The organism is Mucilaginibacter aquariorum (genome assembly GCF_024498135.1).
GTDB classification, from domain to species: Bacteria; Bacteroidota; Bacteroidia; order Sphingobacteriales; family Sphingobacteriaceae; genus Mucilaginibacter; species Mucilaginibacter aquariorum.
The window spans coordinates 20,244-39,594 of the sequence record NZ_JANHOH010000006.1; the positions used below are offsets into that span (position 1 = coordinate 20,244).

Genomic DNA, 19,351 nt, shown 5'->3' on the forward strand with positions numbered 1-19,351 from the left:
ACAATGCGGCCGATATGGCCTCACCTTTATATTAGGCGGTCCTTTTCCCCTCAATTTTCCCGGAGTAGCCCCTTCTTAATTGAAGATTAGGCGGGCGTCGCTATTAAACTGGGCTTTGTATTCATTATCTTTTGTGATCAGCGCCGCCCTTTCCGATTCCGGTAAACTTTGTAAGTGCTTATAAAACTCCGGTTGCTCACTCTTAAGCTTACTGATAATTGATTTTACAATAGGATCAGCTGTAACGCTTTTCTTCAAAATTTGAAAAATAACAAATGCTACGACACCTAAAACAACGGGCAGGGCGAGAAAAAATGGATTCATGGACGATAAGGAGTTAAGCTTGATTGATAATTTAAACGAATAAAAACTCATCTAAAGATAGTTAAGTATTAATATTTTTTGCTTATTCGTGATCAATCATGTATAGGTTATTACATATATTTTTTCTTAAACTTGCATGAACAACCTAATCTATTGTCCGTCTGTGTATTTAGCATGCATTCAAATAAAAAACTATCGCGGTATTTCATCGCTGACGGTTCCTTTTGACCCTAACATAAGTATTATTATAGGTGAAAACGGATGCTGCAAGACAGGGGTCATCGACGCCATCAGATTACTATATAATCTCGGTAACCCACGAAAGGATATCTATCTCGCGAATGATGATTTTTATATCGACAGCAAAACCGGCAATCAAACCAGTCAGATCGTAATCAAATATGTTTTTCGCGGGTTAACCGGCACAGAAAAAGGCGCTTTATATGAATATATAGTGCTTGACCCGGTGGATTCAAAAAATGATTATGCGCAGATCACCTTGATTTACGAGCGCCGTTCGAAAGGATATCCAAAGTTTTCTTACTACACGGGTGCTACCGAGGAACAGAAAGCAGACAGCGGATCTTTTGAGATCTTCCAACATTATTACCTCGGCGCGTTACGCGACAGCACGACTGACCTGCTAAACATTAAAACCAATGTGCTGGGCTCAGTGATCAAGCGTTTGGTAGAGCGAGGCAAAACGGAGGCCGAGTTCCAGAAAATCATTAAAGACGCTAATACTGAACTTCTGAAAAGGCCCGAAGTATTGTCAACCAGAACAGGTGTAAACCTTCATCTTGACGATATTTTTAAAATTTCACAGGATAATCAAATTGGGCTCCGTATAGAGGAATCATCAAAAATCGAAAGTATCGTCAATGTCATCAAGCCTTATTTGCCACATGACAAAAAACTGTTGGAGAATGATGGTTTTCAGCTTTATCAAAACAGCCTTGGGTTTAATAACCTAATCTATATTGCGATCATCCTCGGCGACATCAAAGAGCGGCTGGCGGATAACGCCAACCAGCACTTTGTACTGCTGATTGAAGAACCGGAAGCACATTTGCATCCGCAGCTTCAGTTGAACCTCTATAACTTTCTTAAAAATGCCAGCGCACCGGCTAATTGCCAGTTGTTTATTACCACCCATTCACCAACGCTCACTTCGAAGTCACAGCTAGATAATATCATCGTGCTTAAGGGCTCGGCGGTAAACATCGGGGGATGCTTTAAGGATCGGGCGTCGGAAAATATCGTTGAACAGGTCACAAAAAAAATTACTTTAACAGATGCAGACTTTCTTAAGCGGAAAAAGCAACTTGAACGGTATCTCGATGTCACCAAAAGCCAGTTGTTTTATGCGCGGGGGATCTTATTTGTTGAAGGTATTTCTGAAAAATTACTCATCCGGGCTTTTGCCGACATCCTTGAATCAAAGGTGGATGACCACCGTTGCGAAATTGTGAGTGTCGACGGCCTTTCCTTTTATTCTTTTATCCATCTTTTTAATTCCATCAACCCGGATAAAAAGCTGATGCACAAAGGGTCGGTTATTACTGATGATGACCGGTTGGCGAAAGTGAAAAACACTTTCAAAAACCTAACCGCATCCAGTTACAAAAACCTGGACGGCTTTCATAAAAAGCTCTACGCGGCCGGTATTGGCAATCGCATGGGCAATCTCCGGTCAACGCTACAGGCGCATACCACGGAAGTGAAATTATTCCCTGCGTTTAAAACCCTTGAATATGAAATCGCGCTTGCCAATATTCCAGCCGATAAAAAAGATCTCGCAGAGAACTTTTTTATCAAGTATCTACGGACGATTGAGGGAAGGAAAATGGCGATAATCGACGGGTATGTTAATACCCTACCCAACCCCGGCCTGACCGTTCCCGAACGCCAGAAGATTGCGATCCTGGCATGGAAGGCGCTACCCACAAAGGCGGAATTTGCTCAGAATTTCTCGCTTGCGTTAGATGAAGAGCTTATCAGGGCTGCGGCAGCCGGTGAAAAGGTCAATTTCGTTGTGCCTGACTATATCCGTAAAGCCGTAAAACATGCGATTTGATGATGGAGTTCGAGATCAACGATGATAACAGGCCTTACCTGGAAGCCAGGGGCAAAATAGTCCTTAATGCCTGTCCGGGCAGTGGTAAAACCACGGCGGTTGCCTATAAATTGACCGAACTGAGCAAAGAATGTGCCGCTGCTTACGGTGACTTCGCAGGTATAGCCTGTTTGTCTTTTACAAATGTCGCCAAAGAAGAAATTGCGGAGAAGTTTCACCGCTTGACCGGCAGCCACTTCGACTACCCTCATGAAGTGGCCACATTGGACAGCTTCGTTAACCAATATATCACCCTCCCTTTTTACTACCTCTTAGGAAAACCAACCCAACGCCCGATCATTATGAACGTGGTTTCATTTCTTGATGAGATGAACCTTGGCAATTTCAAGGCGGTATCAAAGCAGCCGCTTACCAAAATCCTCGCGCCGTCCAAACTTAAAATCGAAATGGACGGCACGGTCACATGGAAAGGTACGATACCCAAACCGCAAACGGTCGATGCAGCGACATTTATCCAGTACGGCAAAGCTTTTAAATCATGGCAGATAAACAATGGTTACCTAAACAACGACGACTCCACTTATATCGCTTATAAGCTTTTAAAAAAGCACCCGCAGATTTCCAAAAGCTTGATTGCGCGCTTTCCCTATATGATCATAGACGAAGCGCAGGATACCTCCGAAATACAATATGCTATATTGGATTTGTTAGCGTCCGCGGGTTTATCGAATATCGAGTATGTCGGCGATCCGTATCAAAGTCTTTATGAATTCCGTGAAGCCCGCCCAGATCTCTTTTTAGACCGGTTCCGGGATACCGCGAACTGGCAACCGTTCAGGCTTAAAGATTGCCGCCGCACTTCTCAAAAAATCATCGACACCTATAGCATATTCCGCGATGCAGCTGAAATAAATATAGTATCGACCTGCAAGCATACCAGTGACCACCAGGTAAAAGTCCTGCGCTATGATCCGGCTGACCTTGATGACTTGATAGCCCGTTATGAAACGTTAATTGACCCGGAACTAAAAAATCATATCCTTGTCAGAGGGACTACTCACCTGGAGATGTTCGGTGCTAAGCCATCTTCGGAAGAACCCTGGAAAAACGGCGCGGCAAAAACATTGATAGAGGCTCAAACCTATTTCAACGCGGGCGATACCAAAGGGGCAGTAGGTGCCATCAGAATGTTCCTTGCTGAGATCCAAATCCCGGCTGGCACCCACCGCCAAAAGCGAGACCAGCGGGATCAGCTCAAAATTGATACAGATTTAAATATCCTGTTATTTGATTTTTTGCGGGGCATGCCGTCGTTAAATAATACGTTAAAAGACTGGACCCAAAAGGTCACTGATCATGTTCTGGCTATATTTAAAATCAGCGTCAATTTAGGGCTTAAACAAAAAGGCCAGGCATTTCATCAACAGAACCTTCAATCATTGCTATCACCCGCAACCAATGTACCTTATCCGGTCAGCACCATACATAAAGTAAAAGGCATGACTTTTCAATCGGTCTTATTGGTGCTGAGCGAGGATAGCACGGCTGCCCGATTGTCCTTAAAAGATTTCAGCAAACCCGTTAGTTTGCCAAGCGAAAAGCAACGGATGATTTATGTTGCTTTATCAAGGCCGGAATTACTGGCTTGTATAGCAGTACCTAATGTAATTACCGAAGACGAAATCATCACTGTTTTAGGTAATAATATCGATTTTGTTTAAGGGGAAAGCCTTCGATGATTGTTTGAAGAAGGCAGGACTAACTGAACTGAGTGAGAAGGTAAAGTCCCTGCAATCCAAATAAGGGCAAAACAGACCTGTCATCAGCAGGTCTGTTTTGTTTTAAGATCGAAAGCCTATGTGCGCTACTTCAGATTATTTTTATGGCGAAAGTGTACTTATCTTTGTTAACACCGGATCCGGCTTAACCTAAAATGAGCAAAAAACAGCACAAAAAGAAACCTGCACAACCTGTCGCAGCTGCAACGAAACTGCCAATTGATAACCTGAACGCAATTGCCGATAAGCGTACCGGAGGTGCGATAAATATCAGCGGTATTACTTATCAAACCCTTTATGCCACCTATACCTTGCTCAAAGAATTTGCCGGGGAATATTCGGATGCGGGGGTTCGACTGGAAGGCCTGGAAGATATCGATCTCAACAAAGGCCGGTTAGATTTAAACGGCCAAGAACTCATACAACTAAAGTCTTCGATCAATTCGCTGGATGCGGCGGGTTTTGTAGAAATGGGTGTGCTCAGGAATTTCCTCGAAGTTTACAGGCTCGACAAAGCTTACAAGTACAGGTTCGTTTACAATATGAACATTGCTGCCGGCAACCTGGAAAGCCTGGTAGCCCAGAAATTAAAGGGCAACTCCCTTGATTATTGGCAGCAAAAGATCGGTGCCATTGCCAAAGATATCCCAGATTTCCGGTTGGAGGACTTCCTTGCCAGGGTTTCGTTTGAGAAAGTAACTGCGGAAATGCTGTTCACCCGCTCCGTCAGTTTGCTGCTGGATAAATACAAGGTTAACCCCGGCACAGAACTGCAATACCTGAAAAGTATTTTCTACCTCGCATTAGAATGGTCAAAGGACCGGTCAAGCGTTAATCACCGCATTTTCTGGCAGGCAATGCAACAAGTTACGGACGCTTTTTATAAGGGGCCCATCAACCAGGCCGTCGTTAACGGGTGGATTGTCCCGGTAAAGTTCCTGCCCGATACCAACACCGATGCCGCTGCTTACTTTGATGGCAAGGCTGCTCGGCCGGAACACATTACATCGCAACTCCCGGCCCGGCGTCCAGTGTGGGAACGGCATTTGCAGGAACAACTGGAACGCGTTGATGTCGCTTTGATCAAGTCGTCCAGCGGCCAGGGCAAATCGACGCTGGCCTGGCAGACAGCGTTCAACCTGACGCCAAAATATACAGTTTATCAACTACTCCATGTTCAACTAGCGGAATATACAGAACCCATCGTGGACTTTATCAAAAGCCGGGTACAAATCGGCGAATCGCCGCTGATCGTTCTCGACGGCCTTGATCAGCAGTTACAGCACTGGACGGCGGTTGTCCTCCGGTTAACAGCCTTTCCAGTAAAATTTCTGCTGACCGCAAGGGAAGAGGACTGGTATTCCTTCAGTAACGACCTGTCCAAAATAAATATCCAGATCACCAATATTGCACTGAAAGAAGACGAGGCGAAAAGCATTTATCAGCAGTTGAAGGAAAAGAAAAAAGTCCACGTGGGTAATAAAAATTGGCAAACTTCCTGGGAACAGATCAGGGAAAAAGGCTTACTCATCGAATTTACCTATTTGCTGACCAAGGGGGAAATGATTGCGGAACGACTAACCGCCCAGATCAAAAAACTGAACGCAGAGGGAAGGAACAGCGCGGCGAAAATAGAGATGCTCCGGATGATCGGTTTTGCCGACATACTGGGCATCAGATTGAAAAGTAAAACTTTGCTGAAACATATCCAGGACACGACGGGCATTAGTGGTGACCGGGGCGAATTGCTGAAAGAACTTGAGCTCGAATACTTCGTCAAATTTGGTGAACAATATGTGGAAGGTCTGCACCCGGTGAGGTCTGCGCATTTGGTCAAACTATTACATGAATATGTAGCGGCTGAGGATAGCCTGATGAGCCTGCTCGGCATCATCGGGCCGGAATATTACGCCCAGTTCGCCGTCGGCGCTTTGGACCATGTGAGCGATAAGCAACAATTCCTAAAAAACACCGCTGAAATAATAGCTGGTAAACGCCTGATTGATATGATAGCGGTGATAGACGGATTGATGAAAAGAGAACCTCAACTTTATTGGGAAAAGAATAAGGAAACATTTGATAAAGTATTTGAGAATGGCGGGCTTGAAGTTTTTATAGCGGATACCCTACCGTTCATGCAGCTCAATATGATCGCCAGGCTGCTAGAAAGCTTTGGCGACGAATACAAGAACCCATCGACGCTCCTGGATAACCTCATGGCTTTGAGCAAATACAATTTCCAGGACAGCGACGTTGCTTCGTTTATCCAGCTGCTGGAAATCGCGCTGGGTAAAAAAGAGATCAGCGAACGCGACGGCCTATCGAGATTGCTCAAGTGGATCGATAAAACAGAACACATTAACAAACTAAGCGTCAATATCACAGAAGCTGATCTGCTGAATGCGATGGAAGGCATGGATTTGGCCGCGGCTGATGAACTGTTTTACTACTTAAGGGCGACACAACCGGCGCGTTACAAGAGCTTTGCGACCTTGCATAAAAATAACATCTTCAGCTGGCTGAAAAGAGCCACGGACACTGTAAGCGTGGAAGAGCAGGGCAATAATCTGCATTTACAATACGTACATGATCCCGACAAGGATAAATTAAACGAACAAAGTGTCGCAAGGATCGAAGTTTTCCATTCCTTTTTTCCGGATTATGATGAATACCACACCGACTTGATCTACCTGCCCTTTCCAAACGAGCAAATATTCAAGGTCACTCGGATGGATGCGCATAAGGAGATGCCTGCAAAAAACCTTTTCGATCCATTTGAAGTGCAGATCAATCAGACCTGGTCAAGGACAATTCTCAAAAATTATGAAGCGGAGTCGGTTTATGACTGGCAAAACGAATTTATCGCGCTGCGAAAAACATTACTGGAATTTACCAAGCGCTGTACGCAGTTCGCTGAGTTTTTAATCGAGAATAATGAGGCCAGGAAAAAGCCAGCAGTCCAGCATTTGATACAGGTCAGCAACGAGGCACTGACCATGATCCGCACCCGGAAACGTTTTCCCGACCAGAGTAGTCGCGAGGAAGATGCGTTGTTCAAAAAGCAATACAGAGAAATCGATGAATGGGTACTCGGTAGTCAGAATTTCATCAATCAGTTCTCCCTGCTGGTGTTGAAAGAACCCAACCAACATTTGACCCTTATCAATCTCAGAAAGATGGTATTGAAACTGGCGAATGCGCAGCGGGGTTTTCATGATATCTCCGGTGAAAACAATACTTATTTCACGCTGAACGAACTGGAAAATGAAGAAACAACCTGGTATTGGCGGCTCCGGGCTACCGTTGAATATTTTGAAAAATTCCGGGACACGTCCGTTAACGCTGCCAAAGCCGCGGTGAGCAGCTGGTGGGCAAATGATCAGACCGAAAGGCCGTTGATCTTGCAGGAGGGTTTAAGAATCATCGGCGAAAAAAGCCCTTACAACTTCCTGCCACCCAGCGCGATCAATGAGGACGAGTACGGCAGGACTGCGGCTATCGGCGTCATCGGCTTACCGGAAGATCCGGTGGAAATGGAAAATCAACTGTTCGAAATGATCTGGACACTGGTGCCCTTGTCGAGCCTGGATATCCTCACTTACGATCTGATCATCGTCAGGGAAAGGAAAGCCTCCGGAGGTGTCAGGGTACAGCAAACGTACCTCGAAAAATTGCTTAACCTGAATGATACCGGTGAATTTGAACCCAGCGAATTTGGTAATCCCATTCCTATAAATTTAGAACCGGAGACAGTCGCTCTGCTTCCCGGTGTATTCATGCCGGATATTTCCGGTATGAACCTTACGCAGGATTTTTCAAAAACGATCACCGCGTTATGGCAACTGCAGCAGTACCGGACTTTTCTTGATCCGGCAAAACCGGTGGAACAACAATGGTTCGATGCATTAGAACAGGATTACCGGCATAAAGTTGACCGCTTGCTCAGCCAATTGGAAGAAACAGAAAAAGCCGATTGCGAAACCCTGGCTCCTTTATATGAGCAAATCTTTAACACTAAAGCGCAAGTGCCAACATCATTATTCGTGGATACGTTAATGAAAAAAGTGCTGGACATTAATGAACAGATATTTCAGCAAAATGGAACCAGCGGCAATTAGTATCGCAATAAATATTTAGTTAATTTTAAAAAAGCATTTTATCACACACCTTATCATGTTCGAGCGATTATTCAACCAAAACCGTCCCACCACATTAGTAACCTTTTTAACTCCATCAATAACGAGCCCTGGGACTATTTGTCCGTGCTGCAGATCAAAGCGCACCAGCTTCACCGGGCAACGCAGCAACAGATTTTAGATAATCCGGGCGATGTCGCCATCGGGGTCAACCAGGTCGAAGTCGTATTGGGGCATACTTTTTTTAATTTGTTCGGCAGCCTCGTTATTAAACATCACGACGACGGTGAATTAAGGCTGATGTTTAACCAAACTTCTTTCGACGCCGATCAGGTGGCGGCTTTATACTGGGAACTCAAAACTCATTTTGGCCAGGGCATACACCATCAGCCCAATTTTTCATCGTTCGAGGACCTGCAAAAGATCCGATCGATCGCCCAAAAAAAATATGACGGGCCGAACGATGAAATCTGGCATTACTGGTCTGCCGGACGTTTTGGGTTTGTGCTCAATTACAAGATCGAGCCATTGGGGCAACTGCTGTTTAGCGTAACCAACAGGCCCGAAAAAGTGGCGGATGTCAAAATCCGTGACAAAGGCACCTTACTGCAATTACTCCAACACAATATCACCGAGCTTTTCGGGACAGAAGAAAACTTTTCGATACCCATTATCGAAAACGGCGAGGTTAAATTCACCGATTACGTTTTCCATGTTGACCCACCCGAATTACGGATTTTTAACACCGTTAAAATCAGGGTACTGGGAACCGAGCGTTCCTTAACCAACGTAAAGTCTTTACTCGTCAACTATCAAACCGACAATACCTGGGAAATCAGGGATGTCATCCTCCTCGTTGACGCCCTGTTAAAAATCTACGGGCCGGATGATACCGGTTACGCGGAATTACAACCTCATGAGATCGACAATATCGAACAAGAAAGCTATTGGACCGGGCGCAGCTGGTTGATCAACCAGGATCATGGCCTGCAGGATTTAGGTGACACCTCACAGCAAACCCTTTATTGGATCAATCTAAACATGAATCCGGAGGACGGCCTGAATCTGAGCATTCTCGGCTTCGACCACATGGAGGCTTATCAAAATATCTACTAAGTCAGTTCCTGTTTTTTTATCAATTTCAGCGGAATATCCACCCTCAACACGTACGTTGTGCTGCGCAAATTTTGATAACGTATTTGCCGGCCCCTGCGGCCAGCTGCATCAAATATAATATTTTCAGGGGTGCATGCAGATTATTGTAGATATCACGGTTCCTTCCATACTTTTGATACCCATACGTTTCTTTTTTCGTTAGATATTGAAAAAATAAGTTTATGAAATCAGCTTATTTATATGTTCGTGTAAGCACTGACGAACAAAAAAGAAGAGGCTATTCATTGCCCGAACAGGAAGATCGATTGATCAAATATTGTGAATCGAATAATATCTATGTTAAGGGTATCTATCGAGAGGACTTCTCTGCAAAAGACTTTAACCGGCCAGAATGGAAGAGGCTAGTGTCCGAACTGAGAAAAGGCAGGGCCAGGGAAGAAAACAACATTCTATTCATCAAATGGGACAGGTTCAGCCGTAATATCCAGTATGCATACGAAATGCTGGGCATCCTCAGAAAGCTCAATGTGTCGGCAATGGCCATTGATCAGCAGATAGACCTTTCCGTTCCCGAGAGCTCTGTGATGTTAGCCATCTACCTCTCAGTTCCAGAGGCGGAAAACACGAGGCGTGCCATGAATACCTTGAATGGAATCAGAAAAGCCAAAGAGATGGGCAGGTATCCCAATAAGGCTCCCGTAGGGTATGTGAACATGTCGTCATTGGATGGCCGTAAGATTATAGTGCCAAAACAGCCCGAAGGCGGGATTATAAGATGGGTGTTTCGTCAGCTTGCTAAGAATGTGTATAAGATCGGGGACTTATGCGAGATGGCGGTGAATAAAGGACTAAGAAGTACACGCTCAAATTTCTCCAAACTTATCCGTAACCCTGTTTACTGTGGTCTGATACCACTGAAGCTCGGAAATGGGGAAACAGTGATGATAAAAGGAATACACGAGCCGCTAATACCGGAAACCCTTTTCTATGAGGTACAGGATGTCATTAATACCAAAAGAAAGGTTAGTACTATAAGGGGCGATTTCAGGTCAGCTTTTTTTCTTACTGGTTTCCTAGTCTGTCCGCTATGCCGCAAAAAGCTTACCGGGAGTTTTTCTAAGGGGAATACACGAAAGTATGCCTATTATCACTGTCGGAAAGGGTGTAGAGCAAGAGTTAGAGCGGATAAACTAAACTACAGTTATAGGGATCAGCTCCAGAAATTGGAACTGTCGGAAATGGCAAGTAATTTGTTCGGTACCATTCTTGCAGACTGGAATGTGGATACACAGAAGGTAGAGTTTCTTTATGAAAGGCAGGCGCTTCGACGTCAGTTAGGCGAGCAGGAGATAATGCTTTCCAGAGCGAGGAAACTGTTCGTGGAGAACATATTGAAATATGACGACTATAGCGAGATGAAAAGTGAATTTCGGAGGATTACTGACGGTATAAGGAAGGAACTTTGTAACGTTGCCACCAAACTTAGAACCATCGAAGAACAGCGAAAGCTTGATCTCAGATCCTCGATCGGCATATTTAGAGGCTTTGATAGTCTTGATACGGCCGATAAAAAGCAATTGGTCAGTTTTTTTCCTCCTGAGGACATAGACCTTAAGAAAAGTGAGGTTTCTATTGGCCTTAATGTTGCGCTTTCGAGGATATTGGTTGCAAACAGAATAATGTGAAAAGTAAATGGATTTTACAGATAAGAAGATTTCCAATAGAAAGGCAATTGCGTTGCTTGCTAGAAACGGCATAGAGGTTAATGACGAAGAGGCTACGGTAATAGTGAGTTTTTTATATCTCATGGCCAAGATTCATAACAGAAAAATGGTTTTGAATGATACCGAGATCCTTAAGGAAAAGTCGAACAGGTCGAATAATTCTTTAGCGTTACATTGATAGGCTTTTTAGACCTAAATTTGTTTTGGTATACCTTAACTGGTTGGAAAATGTCGAACTGGTAATGGGAGAGGTGCAACTGATTGAAATTCAGTTTTTTATGGGTGCAAAAAAAGGAAACAACAAAGATATGCTGTTTCCTTATGGTAGCGGGGAGCAGGATCGAACTGCCGACCTTAGGGTTATGAATCCTACGCTCTAACCATCTGAGCTACCCCGCCTTATATATTTACCCTTCTTCATATATATTTCAATGGTTCCTGAAAAAGGTTTGCAAATATAGTAGAAATTCGCTTCCTTTAGAAAAAATGTTCACTTTTACCCCGTAATTGATTTTTGTAACGATTAAACCCCTATGTCTGAAAAGAAAAAATTTAATATTGAGTACGAGATAAAATCGTCTCCAAGAATACTATATACTTTCCTGAACGAGGCCAATGGCCTTACTCAATGGTTTGCCGATGATGTAAGCGTACGCGACCAGATCTATACCTTTACATGGGATGATGAGAAACAAAATGCCAAATTGATAACCCTTAAAGAAAATAAGCTGGTTAGGTTTAAATGGCTTGATGATGAGCCTCAATGCTATTTTGAAATGGAAATTATCCAGGACGAGCTAACAAATGATGTAGCCCTGAGTATAACCGATTTTGCAACCGAGGAAACCATTGCCGAACGCAAACAGATTTGGGACAACCAGATAGATTACCTCATTAGTACGCTGGGCGCATAAGAATTTTTATTTCCGTATTTTTGTATTGTGAAACAGGCTTGCAGGTATAACAATTATTTGCCTGCGTAAACGTTTCATTCCCTGTATACAATTGCCCTGATGAAAAAAATACATCTGTTACTGCTCAAATCATTTATAAGGCCTTTTATAGTCACCTTGTTAATTGTAATGTTTGTGCTGCTGATGTTATTTTTGTTTAAATACATTGATGACCTTATTGGCAAAGGCTTTCAATGGTACATTATCCTCGAACTGATGATGTATAACTCGGCCACCAACGTGGCTATGGCCTTGCCGCTATCCGTATTACTTTCTTCTATCATGACCTATGGCAGCCTTGGCGAAAACTACGAGTTAGTAGCTATAAAATCTGCAGGGATCTCCTTACGCCGGGCTATGTATCCCATGATGGTTGTAGTTTTGGTGCTCAGCGCCGCTGCCTTCTTCTTTTCAGATTATATGTTGCCTGTGGCCAACCTTAAATATTACTCATTGCTATACGATGCCCGCAAGCAAAAATCGGCGGATCTGCTGCCCGAAAATATTTTTAGTAATCGTTTTCCGGGATATTCTATCCGTGTAAAGAGGAAAGACCCGGATGGGCAAACCCTGCACGAAATTATGATCTATCAAACGGGTAAGCTGGAAACTAACCAAACTGTTACTTTTGCAAAATCAGGCTTAATGTATCGCTCTAAGGATGATCTGTACCTGATATTAAAGCTTAGGGATGGAGTAAGGTATGAAGAAGATGCCGGCAGCTCGGGTAATAGTTTGCCACGACAGCGTTTAACCCGCTTCAGGTTTAAAGAAACCGAGCAAAAACTTGATCTATCGGTATTTAAGATTCAACGAACGGATGAGAACGAGTTTCGCAATGCATCAATGATGATGAACCTGCGCCAGCTGCAGCATTATGTAGATTCGGCACACCACGAGGTTGACAGCAATGTAAAAGTTAATTACAACCTGGTAAAAGCTTACATGAAGTATACCACGGTGCCTTTAACATCATCGGTGATAAAAAAACCTATTCCGGCAGATAGTATCAAAATGACCGGGATTAGCGATAAAGTCAATACCCTAAATAATGCATCGAGCGAGGTACATCAAATAATGGATGTTTTAAGAAACCGTGCGGATAGGCATAAAGAAACTTCAAAAAGTATACGCAGATATATAATGGAGTATCAAAAAAAATTTACGTTGGGGGCTGCATGTATCGTGCTGTTTTTAATTGGCGCACCACTTGGCGCTATTATCCGTAAAGGGGGGCTGGGCTTGCCGGTAGTAGTATCGGTAATATTTTTCCTTATCTATTATATTATTGGCACCATAGGCGAAAAATCTGCCAAAGAGGGCGACCTGTCTCCGTTGATAGGGGCGTGGATATCTATTGGGGTTTTATTTCCCATAGGGCTGTTTCTTACTTATAAAGCGGCCACAGATTCTGCACTGTTTGATGTTGATTTATATAAGCGTTTCTTTAAGCGCTTTAGCCTGCGTAAAAGCAAACCCATATAGTTTTACAAAATACCGACCTTAATCATCTAATTATCGTATAAATTTGTTGTAACATCAGCTATTTAAATTCGATAAGCTGATCTCCAAACAAAACAAGAAATGCTAAATACTATACCGGAAGCAATAGAAGCTATAAAAGCAGGTAAAACAATTATTGTGGTGGATGATGAAGACCGTGAGAATGAAGGTGATTTTTTAACTGCTGCCCGTAACGCCACCCCCGAAACTATAAACTTTATGGTACGTTATGGCCGTGGGCTTGTTTGCGCCCCAATAACCAAACAACGCGCACACGAGTTAGAGCTGGAGCCGATGGTTAGCCGCAACACTACGTCGCACGAAACTAATTTTACGGTATCGGTGGATCTGCTTGGCAATGGCTGTACTACAGGGATATCTGCAACAGACCGTTCAAAAACTACTTTAGCCTTAATTGACCCTGCAACTAAAGCTGCAGACTTGGGCAGACCGGGCCACATATTCCCACTGATAGCTAAGGATGGGGGTGTTTTACGTAGAGCAGGGCACACAGAAGCTGCTATAGACCTATCTGTGTTGGCAGGCTTTGAACCGGCTGGCGTTATCTGCGAGATAATGAAGGAAGATGGCGATATGGCCCGATTACCCGAGTTATTGGTGATGGCCAAAGAATTTGACCTTAAAATAGTTTCGATAAAAGACCTTATAGCCTACCGCTTAAATACCGAATCGTTGGTACGTAAAGAGGTATCTGTAAAGATGCCTACCGAGTGGGGTGATTTTGATATGATCGCTTACACGCAATTGGATACCGGCGAAAATCATTTAGCCCTTGTAAAAGGTGAATGGCAGCCGGGCGAGCCTGTATTGGTGCGTGTACATAGTTCATGTGTTACAGGTGATATATTTGGTTCGTGCCGTTGCGATTGTGGCCCACAGCTGCATAAGGCTATGGAGATCATTAGCAAAGAAGGTAAGGGCGTTATTGTTTACATGAATCAGGAAGGCCGTGGTATTGGGCTGGTAAATAAATTAAAAGCATACCATTTACAAGAGAATGGCTTAGATACTGTTGAAGCCAATATAAAATTGGGTTTCCAGATGGACCAACGCGATTATGGTATTGGCGCGCAAATATTACGCAGCCTGGGCATTTCAAAAATGCGCCTGTTAACCAACAACCCTAAAAAACGTGCAGGACTAATTGGCTACGGGCTTGAAGTTGTTGAAAACCTGCCGATAGAGATTGCATCAAACCCGCATAACGAAGCTTACCTGCGCACTAAAAGAGATAAAATGGATCACGCTATAATGCGCGAGCATTAATCATCACCTTCTGTATCTTCGTTGTTATGGTTATCATCTGATGGTTTTGATGGCACCGGGGTTGTAATGGTTGTAGGTGATGGTGCAGGTGCCGGGGTAACAGGTGCCCTGTTGCGGCGGCTCTGCCTGAATATGTTGCGGAAAAATTCGCCAAACGTATCAAAATCACGCTGGTAAACCAAACCAATGCCGTTTACATATTGTATGCCTAATGCATCATTAATGCTATTTAGCGTGGTGCTGTTGAGCGCACGGTAGGAGTATCGGCCCCTTAGGTTACCATCCTTACGTATAAGGTACTGGATTTCGAAATCTTTTGTAAGTGCCCTAAAATCGGTGTTTAATAAATTAGTGCGGTTATTAAAAAGGTCGCTTGTGCCGCTATTAGAGTATAAGCTTCCGTTAATAATTAATCTATCATTCCAAAATTTAAGTGAAGCGCTGGCATCATTAAAAGAACGTATGTTTAAATCAAAATACTTTATGTTTGATTGAGATATAAAGCTATTTAGTTTATTAAAGGCAAATTCGCTCACTGCCTCGCCGGCTGTGCCTAAAACCTGGTTAGTTAAATTACTACCTGTACCAGATGCAAAGCTGCGCCTTACAATAATGCTTAGTGCCTGCTGGCTGCGGTTATTGTTATCGGCAAGATAGGTATTCAGGTCATCCTTTATAGATGGATCTACCGGGAAGTTAAAGTTAAAATCTATATTAGGCTGTAACAGGGATTTAGTGAGGATCAATTCGGCCTGTACAAGCACCTGCTTAGGTTGTGGGGCCTGTAAACCAGCGGCGGTATATAACGGGGCTATATTTGTACGCACCTCGTATATCGCTTTTAAATTGATCTCCGCGTTTGATGGGTTACCCGTCCAGCGGATAGTACCACCCTGGTTCACCACAAAATTTTTGCTGATAAAATCTTTAGCGGTAAATTCAAACTTACCTGATGTGATGAGAAAGTCGCCGAACATTTCAAAATCACCCAAACTATTAATGTTTAGTTTTAAGTTTCTGGCCTGCCCGGTACCTTCTAAAACACCGTAATCAGTACTTATCCTCACTACTGTTTTTTCATCAGCTGTAAGGTCAAAGTTTAGGGTAACGCCATTAAAGGCTTTTACCTTATTAATAACTTGTTTTGTTGTATCGTTATGGTTTACCCATTTTATAAAATCATAATCGGCCGCTGTTGATGAAGTATTTAGCGGGATATTAAAAACCGTACCAGCTTGGGTAGTAGCTTTAATATCAATTTTCATGTTATCTATAGGGCCGGTAAAACTAAATGTGCCGCTTCCATAAGCGGTACCATAATAAAGGTGATTATCTTTAAAAGTAGTGTTCAGGGCCATTATATTATTGGCCTCAAGGGTAATATTTAATGTTGGGTTAGATATTTTATTCAGATCAACTGTGCCATTTGCTTCGCCGGTGCCGCCTTTAATATCTTTCAAAATCATTTTATCGATCTTGATAACACTGTTGCTCACACTTAATTTATCATTTACTGTGTAGGCTGTTTTAAGGTAATTAACCGTAACGCCGGTGTTATCTAAAGAAATATCCCCGTTTAGTTCGGGTTTAGATGGCGACCCGGATAGTTTAAGATTGGCAGATACCCCGCCTTTAATATCTGATACCAGTTCCCTTATAAAGGGTTCAAATATTATAGCCTCCGTATGATCCATTTTTACATCAAAATCAAGCTTGTCCTCGGTTTCTTTACCAAGGGTATAAACACCGGCTATGTTCATGGTTTCTGAACCACGGTTGGTTATATTTAGCTTTACATTGGCCTGTCCGCGTTCGTTATCCAGGTTTGATACAATTTTTATATCACCAACCAGCGTTTTGTTCATAACAAGTGAATCGATACCCAGGTTGGCATCTATCCCCGGTTTTTTAATGATAGACGTTAGCTTAACATCCCCGTTTAACGAGCCCTTTAATAAAACGCCCGATGCTTTGGTTAACTGATTAAGCGTAGCCATGCTAAACTTATCGAACGTTACTTTTAGCTCATCTTTTGGGTTATCAGATATAAAACCGTTTATCCTTACCTTTTGATTGCCGTTTGATAATTCAAAGCCCGATACCTGTGTTTTGCCGTCAAGCAACCGTATTCGCACCTGGTCCTGTATCTTCCAGTTTTCGCGCTCTAATATTACATCAGATGGAAGTATCTTCAATTTAGCCGTAGTATCCCTGCCAAACTCAACCAAGCCATAAAGGTCTAACTGATTGGCCGCGTCTTTATCAGATAATTTAACGTTGAAGTTTAAGCTATCGTTCTTTAAAAAGTTGGTAATGTTTATGTTTTTGATGTAAAGGCTATCTGTAAGGTCAACCCTGTTAAGTGATATGTTAAGCCCCAGGAGATCTTCGGATGTGCTTTCATCAATAATAAAATCATGAAAAACTATTTTACCAAGCTTAATGGTTTTAATATAGCCGTTTAGCGTTGCTGTTTTATTTGTTGAATTGAATTTTCCTATAAAAGTACCCTGTTCCGGAACTTTAAGTTCTGGCATAAATATGGCCGTTAAGGGATCAATGTTTTTAAGCGTTAGGTTAAAATCAAAGTTTTGCGGCTTGGGCGCGGTAATATCTGTTTTTAATGACGGGATATATTTTTTAGCTATAGTTTTAAAGTACGATGGAAGGGTGGCCAGGTCATAACTGCCTTTAATGCTTCCATCTGCAAGATCTGATCTTAGCGAAATTACCCTGGCATCGCCTTTGCCACTGGCTGTTAATGCAAGAGAATCAACTACGTAATTATTCCTTGGGTCTACAACCCGGGTTTTGGTTAGCAAAATACTACCATCCAAATTATCGAGATTATTACCCGAAAAATTGGTGTTTATGTCTGTACTAAATGTGATTGTATCCTTTATGAGTTTTAACTGACGCAACTTTGCATTGCTTACATTGCCCCTTATATCAAATATGGGTAATTTAGGGTTTAGGTTAATTTTTCCGACCAGGTCAAACTTTAGGTTTTTATCGTTTATAGATATTTTACCCGCGGCAATTTTATTAACAAATGTTCCGTTTGTGGCTAAGTTGGTGTAATTATATCCCTTAAATTCAAAATTGGCAATTTTGGCATCACCACGCACATTAAGGTTCTTGATCTCGTCACCACTACCACTTAAGTTTCCAGATAAAGTTGTGCGGCCAACAGTTTTATTATCAATTAAAGTACCTAGGTCAAAGTTATTGGTAGTAACCTTGCCGCTGTAGCTGGGTATGCCGGCCTTGTTTATTTTTAAGTTAATATCAGGGTCAAACCTGCCAAGTTTTGTTTTGAAAGTGCCAAAGGCCACAAAATCATTTTGCACACCTGTAAACCTGCCGGTAAAGTTTACGTTGCCAAATTTGCCCACCACAGCCGGCACTTTAACATTTGGTTTGCCGGTAAAATGACTGTATAAATAATCAAGGTCTTTTTTATTGGTGGCTATCTGCTCAAACTTTAACTGCATAAACGTATTATTCCAGTCGGGCAGGCCGGTAAGGTTAAAATCTCCTTTTACGAAGGTTGCCTGTGCAGCGGTAATGGTTAGGTTTTTCGCCTTTAAGTTATTTACCATACCCCGTACGCGGCCGTCAATTCCCAGCTCGAATGTTGTTTTATCTAACGAACTGGTGAAGTAGGCTATATCTTTTGATGACAGGTGCGACGTTTTAAAATCGGCATCCATGGTTACCCTGTTCTCAAAATTTTCAAAATCATTAAACGATTTGAACCTCATCCTGAAGAAGTTTTTAACGTTAGAGTAAGACGTTTGTATATTCAGGTTTTGAAGCAGGATCTGATTGGTATCTATGGTAGCATTAGAGTTTAGGTTTTTTACAAAAAAACCACTCTTTTCCTGTAGTGTTAAACCACCTATACGGGCTTTAAACAGGTGGTTTTTCAGATCCATATTACGGATAATGGTGCTGAAATGGCTTATATCAACATCATTGAAATTTACTCCCTTTATAAATTCCTTCCTCAGGTTATTCTTATATATGAAGTGAAAGTCGTTGATTGATATTTTCTCGAAAGTAAGCGTCCAGGGTTTGCTTTTTGTCTTTGTGGTATCGCCAGAGTTAAAGTAATCCAGCACAAACTGCAAATTGGTTGTACTGTCTTTTTGCTTTTTTAGGTAGAACGATCCATTATCCAGCTGGATGGATTTAAAATTTATAAACTTTTTTTTGATACTGTTAAAAATAGAGAAACCGCTAAGCTCTACAGATAGCTTTGGGGTGCTTAACAGGGTGTCTTGCTGCTTATCAAGGATATAGAAGCCTTCTAATACTACTGATGAAAAGGGTTTAATGTACAGGCTTTTTACATCGACTTTTGTGTTAAGCTCTTTTGATAAATAAGTTGTAGCTTTTTTTGCAGCCCACGTTTGTACAGGCTTGTACTGAAAAAGCATTAATAATATGC

Annotated in this window: 10 protein-coding genes and 1 tRNA gene; 8 read left to right on the forward strand and 3 right to left on the reverse strand. The window is 42.5% G+C overall.

Annotated features, from left to right (window positions below; all coding sequences use genetic code 11):
- Positions 1-75: 75 nt before the first annotated feature.
- Positions 76-324 (reverse strand): hypothetical protein, encoded by a 249-nt coding sequence (locus NPE20_RS19085; protein ID WP_256540296.1) that lies wholly within the window; start codon positions 322-324, stop codon positions 76-78.
- Between the two features lie 136 nt (positions 325-460).
- Between NPE20_RS19085 and NPE20_RS19090 the strand changes: the two genes are divergently transcribed.
- From NPE20_RS19090 to NPE20_RS19110, 5 genes are all read left to right on the forward strand, one after another.
- The gene (locus NPE20_RS19090) at positions 461-2,401 is read left to right on the forward strand and encodes an ATP-dependent nuclease (RefSeq protein WP_256540297.1); all 1,941 of its coding nucleotides are present in this window, start codon (positions 461-463) and stop codon (positions 2,399-2,401) included.
- Complete coding sequence (locus NPE20_RS19095; protein ID WP_256540298.1) at positions 2,401-4,122, forward strand: UvrD-helicase domain-containing protein; 1,722 nt, start codon at positions 2,401-2,403, stop codon at positions 4,120-4,122. The genes NPE20_RS19090 and NPE20_RS19095 overlap by 1 nt, the downstream gene beginning before the upstream one ends.
- Before the next feature lie 212 nt (positions 4,123-4,334).
- A complete protein-coding gene (locus NPE20_RS19100) occupies positions 4,335-8,297 on the forward strand; it encodes a P-loop NTPase (RefSeq protein ID WP_256540299.1) in 3,963 nt (1,320 codons plus the stop codon).
- 144 nt (positions 8,298-8,441) lie between these two features.
- Positions 8,442-9,431, forward strand: a complete 990-nt coding sequence (locus NPE20_RS19105; protein WP_256540300.1) for a hypothetical protein — start codon at positions 8,442-8,444, stop codon at positions 9,429-9,431.
- 221 nt (positions 9,432-9,652) lie between these two features.
- Positions 9,653-11,116, forward strand: coding sequence for a recombinase family protein (locus NPE20_RS19110; protein ID WP_256540301.1), 1,464 nt, complete (start codon positions 9,653-9,655; stop codon positions 11,114-11,116).
- Between the two features lie 361 nt (positions 11,117-11,477).
- On the opposite strand, the gene NPE20_RS19115 is transcribed toward NPE20_RS19110, so the two are convergent.
- Positions 11,478-11,554 (reverse strand) — tRNA-Met (locus NPE20_RS19115).
- A gap of 134 nt (positions 11,555-11,688) precedes the next feature.
- Between NPE20_RS19115 and NPE20_RS19120 the strand changes: the two genes are divergently transcribed.
- From NPE20_RS19120 to NPE20_RS19130, 3 genes are all read left to right on the forward strand, one after another.
- Positions 11,689-12,069: an START-like domain-containing protein gene (locus NPE20_RS19120; protein WP_256540302.1), complete on the forward strand. Its 381-nt coding sequence runs from the start codon at positions 11,689-11,691 to the stop codon at positions 12,067-12,069.
- Between the two features lie 99 nt (positions 12,070-12,168).
- Positions 12,169-13,593, forward strand: coding sequence for an LptF/LptG family permease (locus NPE20_RS19125; protein ID WP_256540303.1), 1,425 nt, complete (start codon positions 12,169-12,171; stop codon positions 13,591-13,593).
- A gap of 99 nt (positions 13,594-13,692) precedes the next feature.
- On the forward strand, positions 13,693-14,898 hold the full coding sequence (locus NPE20_RS19130) for a bifunctional 3,4-dihydroxy-2-butanone-4-phosphate synthase/GTP cyclohydrolase II (protein ID WP_256540304.1): 1,206 nt from the start codon (positions 13,693-13,695) through the stop codon (positions 14,896-14,898).
- Here NPE20_RS19130 and NPE20_RS19135 read toward each other — a convergent pair.
- Positions 14,895-19,340, reverse strand: a complete 4,446-nt coding sequence (locus NPE20_RS19135) for a translocation/assembly module TamB domain-containing protein (protein ID WP_256540305.1) — start codon at positions 19,338-19,340, stop codon at positions 14,895-14,897. The genes NPE20_RS19130 and NPE20_RS19135 overlap by 4 nt on opposite strands.
- Positions 19,341-19,351: the final 11 nt, after the last annotated feature.

What these genes read in the sequence shown, in the direction of transcription:
- NPE20_RS19085 (WP_256540296.1), bottom strand. Translation starts at nt 324, where the DNA reads ATGAATCCATTTTTTCTCGCCCTGCCCGTTGTTTTAGGTGTCGTAGCA.
- NPE20_RS19090 (WP_256540297.1), top strand. Translation starts at nt 461, where the DNA reads ATGAACAACCTAATCTATTGTCCGTCTGTGTATTTAGCATGCATTCAA.
- NPE20_RS19095 (WP_256540298.1), top strand. Translation starts at nt 2,401, where the DNA reads ATGATGGAGTTCGAGATCAACGATGATAACAGGCCTTACCTGGAAGCC.
- NPE20_RS19100 (WP_256540299.1), top strand. Translation starts at nt 4,335, where the DNA reads ATGAGCAAAAAACAGCACAAAAAGAAACCTGCACAACCTGTCGCAGCT.
- NPE20_RS19110 (WP_256540301.1), top strand. Translation starts at nt 9,653, where the DNA reads ATGAAATCAGCTTATTTATATGTTCGTGTAAGCACTGACGAACAAAAA.
- NPE20_RS19120 (WP_256540302.1), top strand. Translation starts at nt 11,689, where the DNA reads ATGTCTGAAAAGAAAAAATTTAATATTGAGTACGAGATAAAATCGTCT.
- NPE20_RS19125 (WP_256540303.1), top strand. Translation starts at nt 12,169, where the DNA reads ATGAAAAAAATACATCTGTTACTGCTCAAATCATTTATAAGGCCTTTT.
- NPE20_RS19130 (WP_256540304.1), top strand. Translation starts at nt 13,693, where the DNA reads ATGCTAAATACTATACCGGAAGCAATAGAAGCTATAAAAGCAGGTAAA.
- NPE20_RS19135 (WP_256540305.1), bottom strand. Translation starts at nt 19,340, where the DNA reads ATGCTTTTTCAGTACAAGCCTGTACAAACGTGGGCTGCAAAAAAAGCT.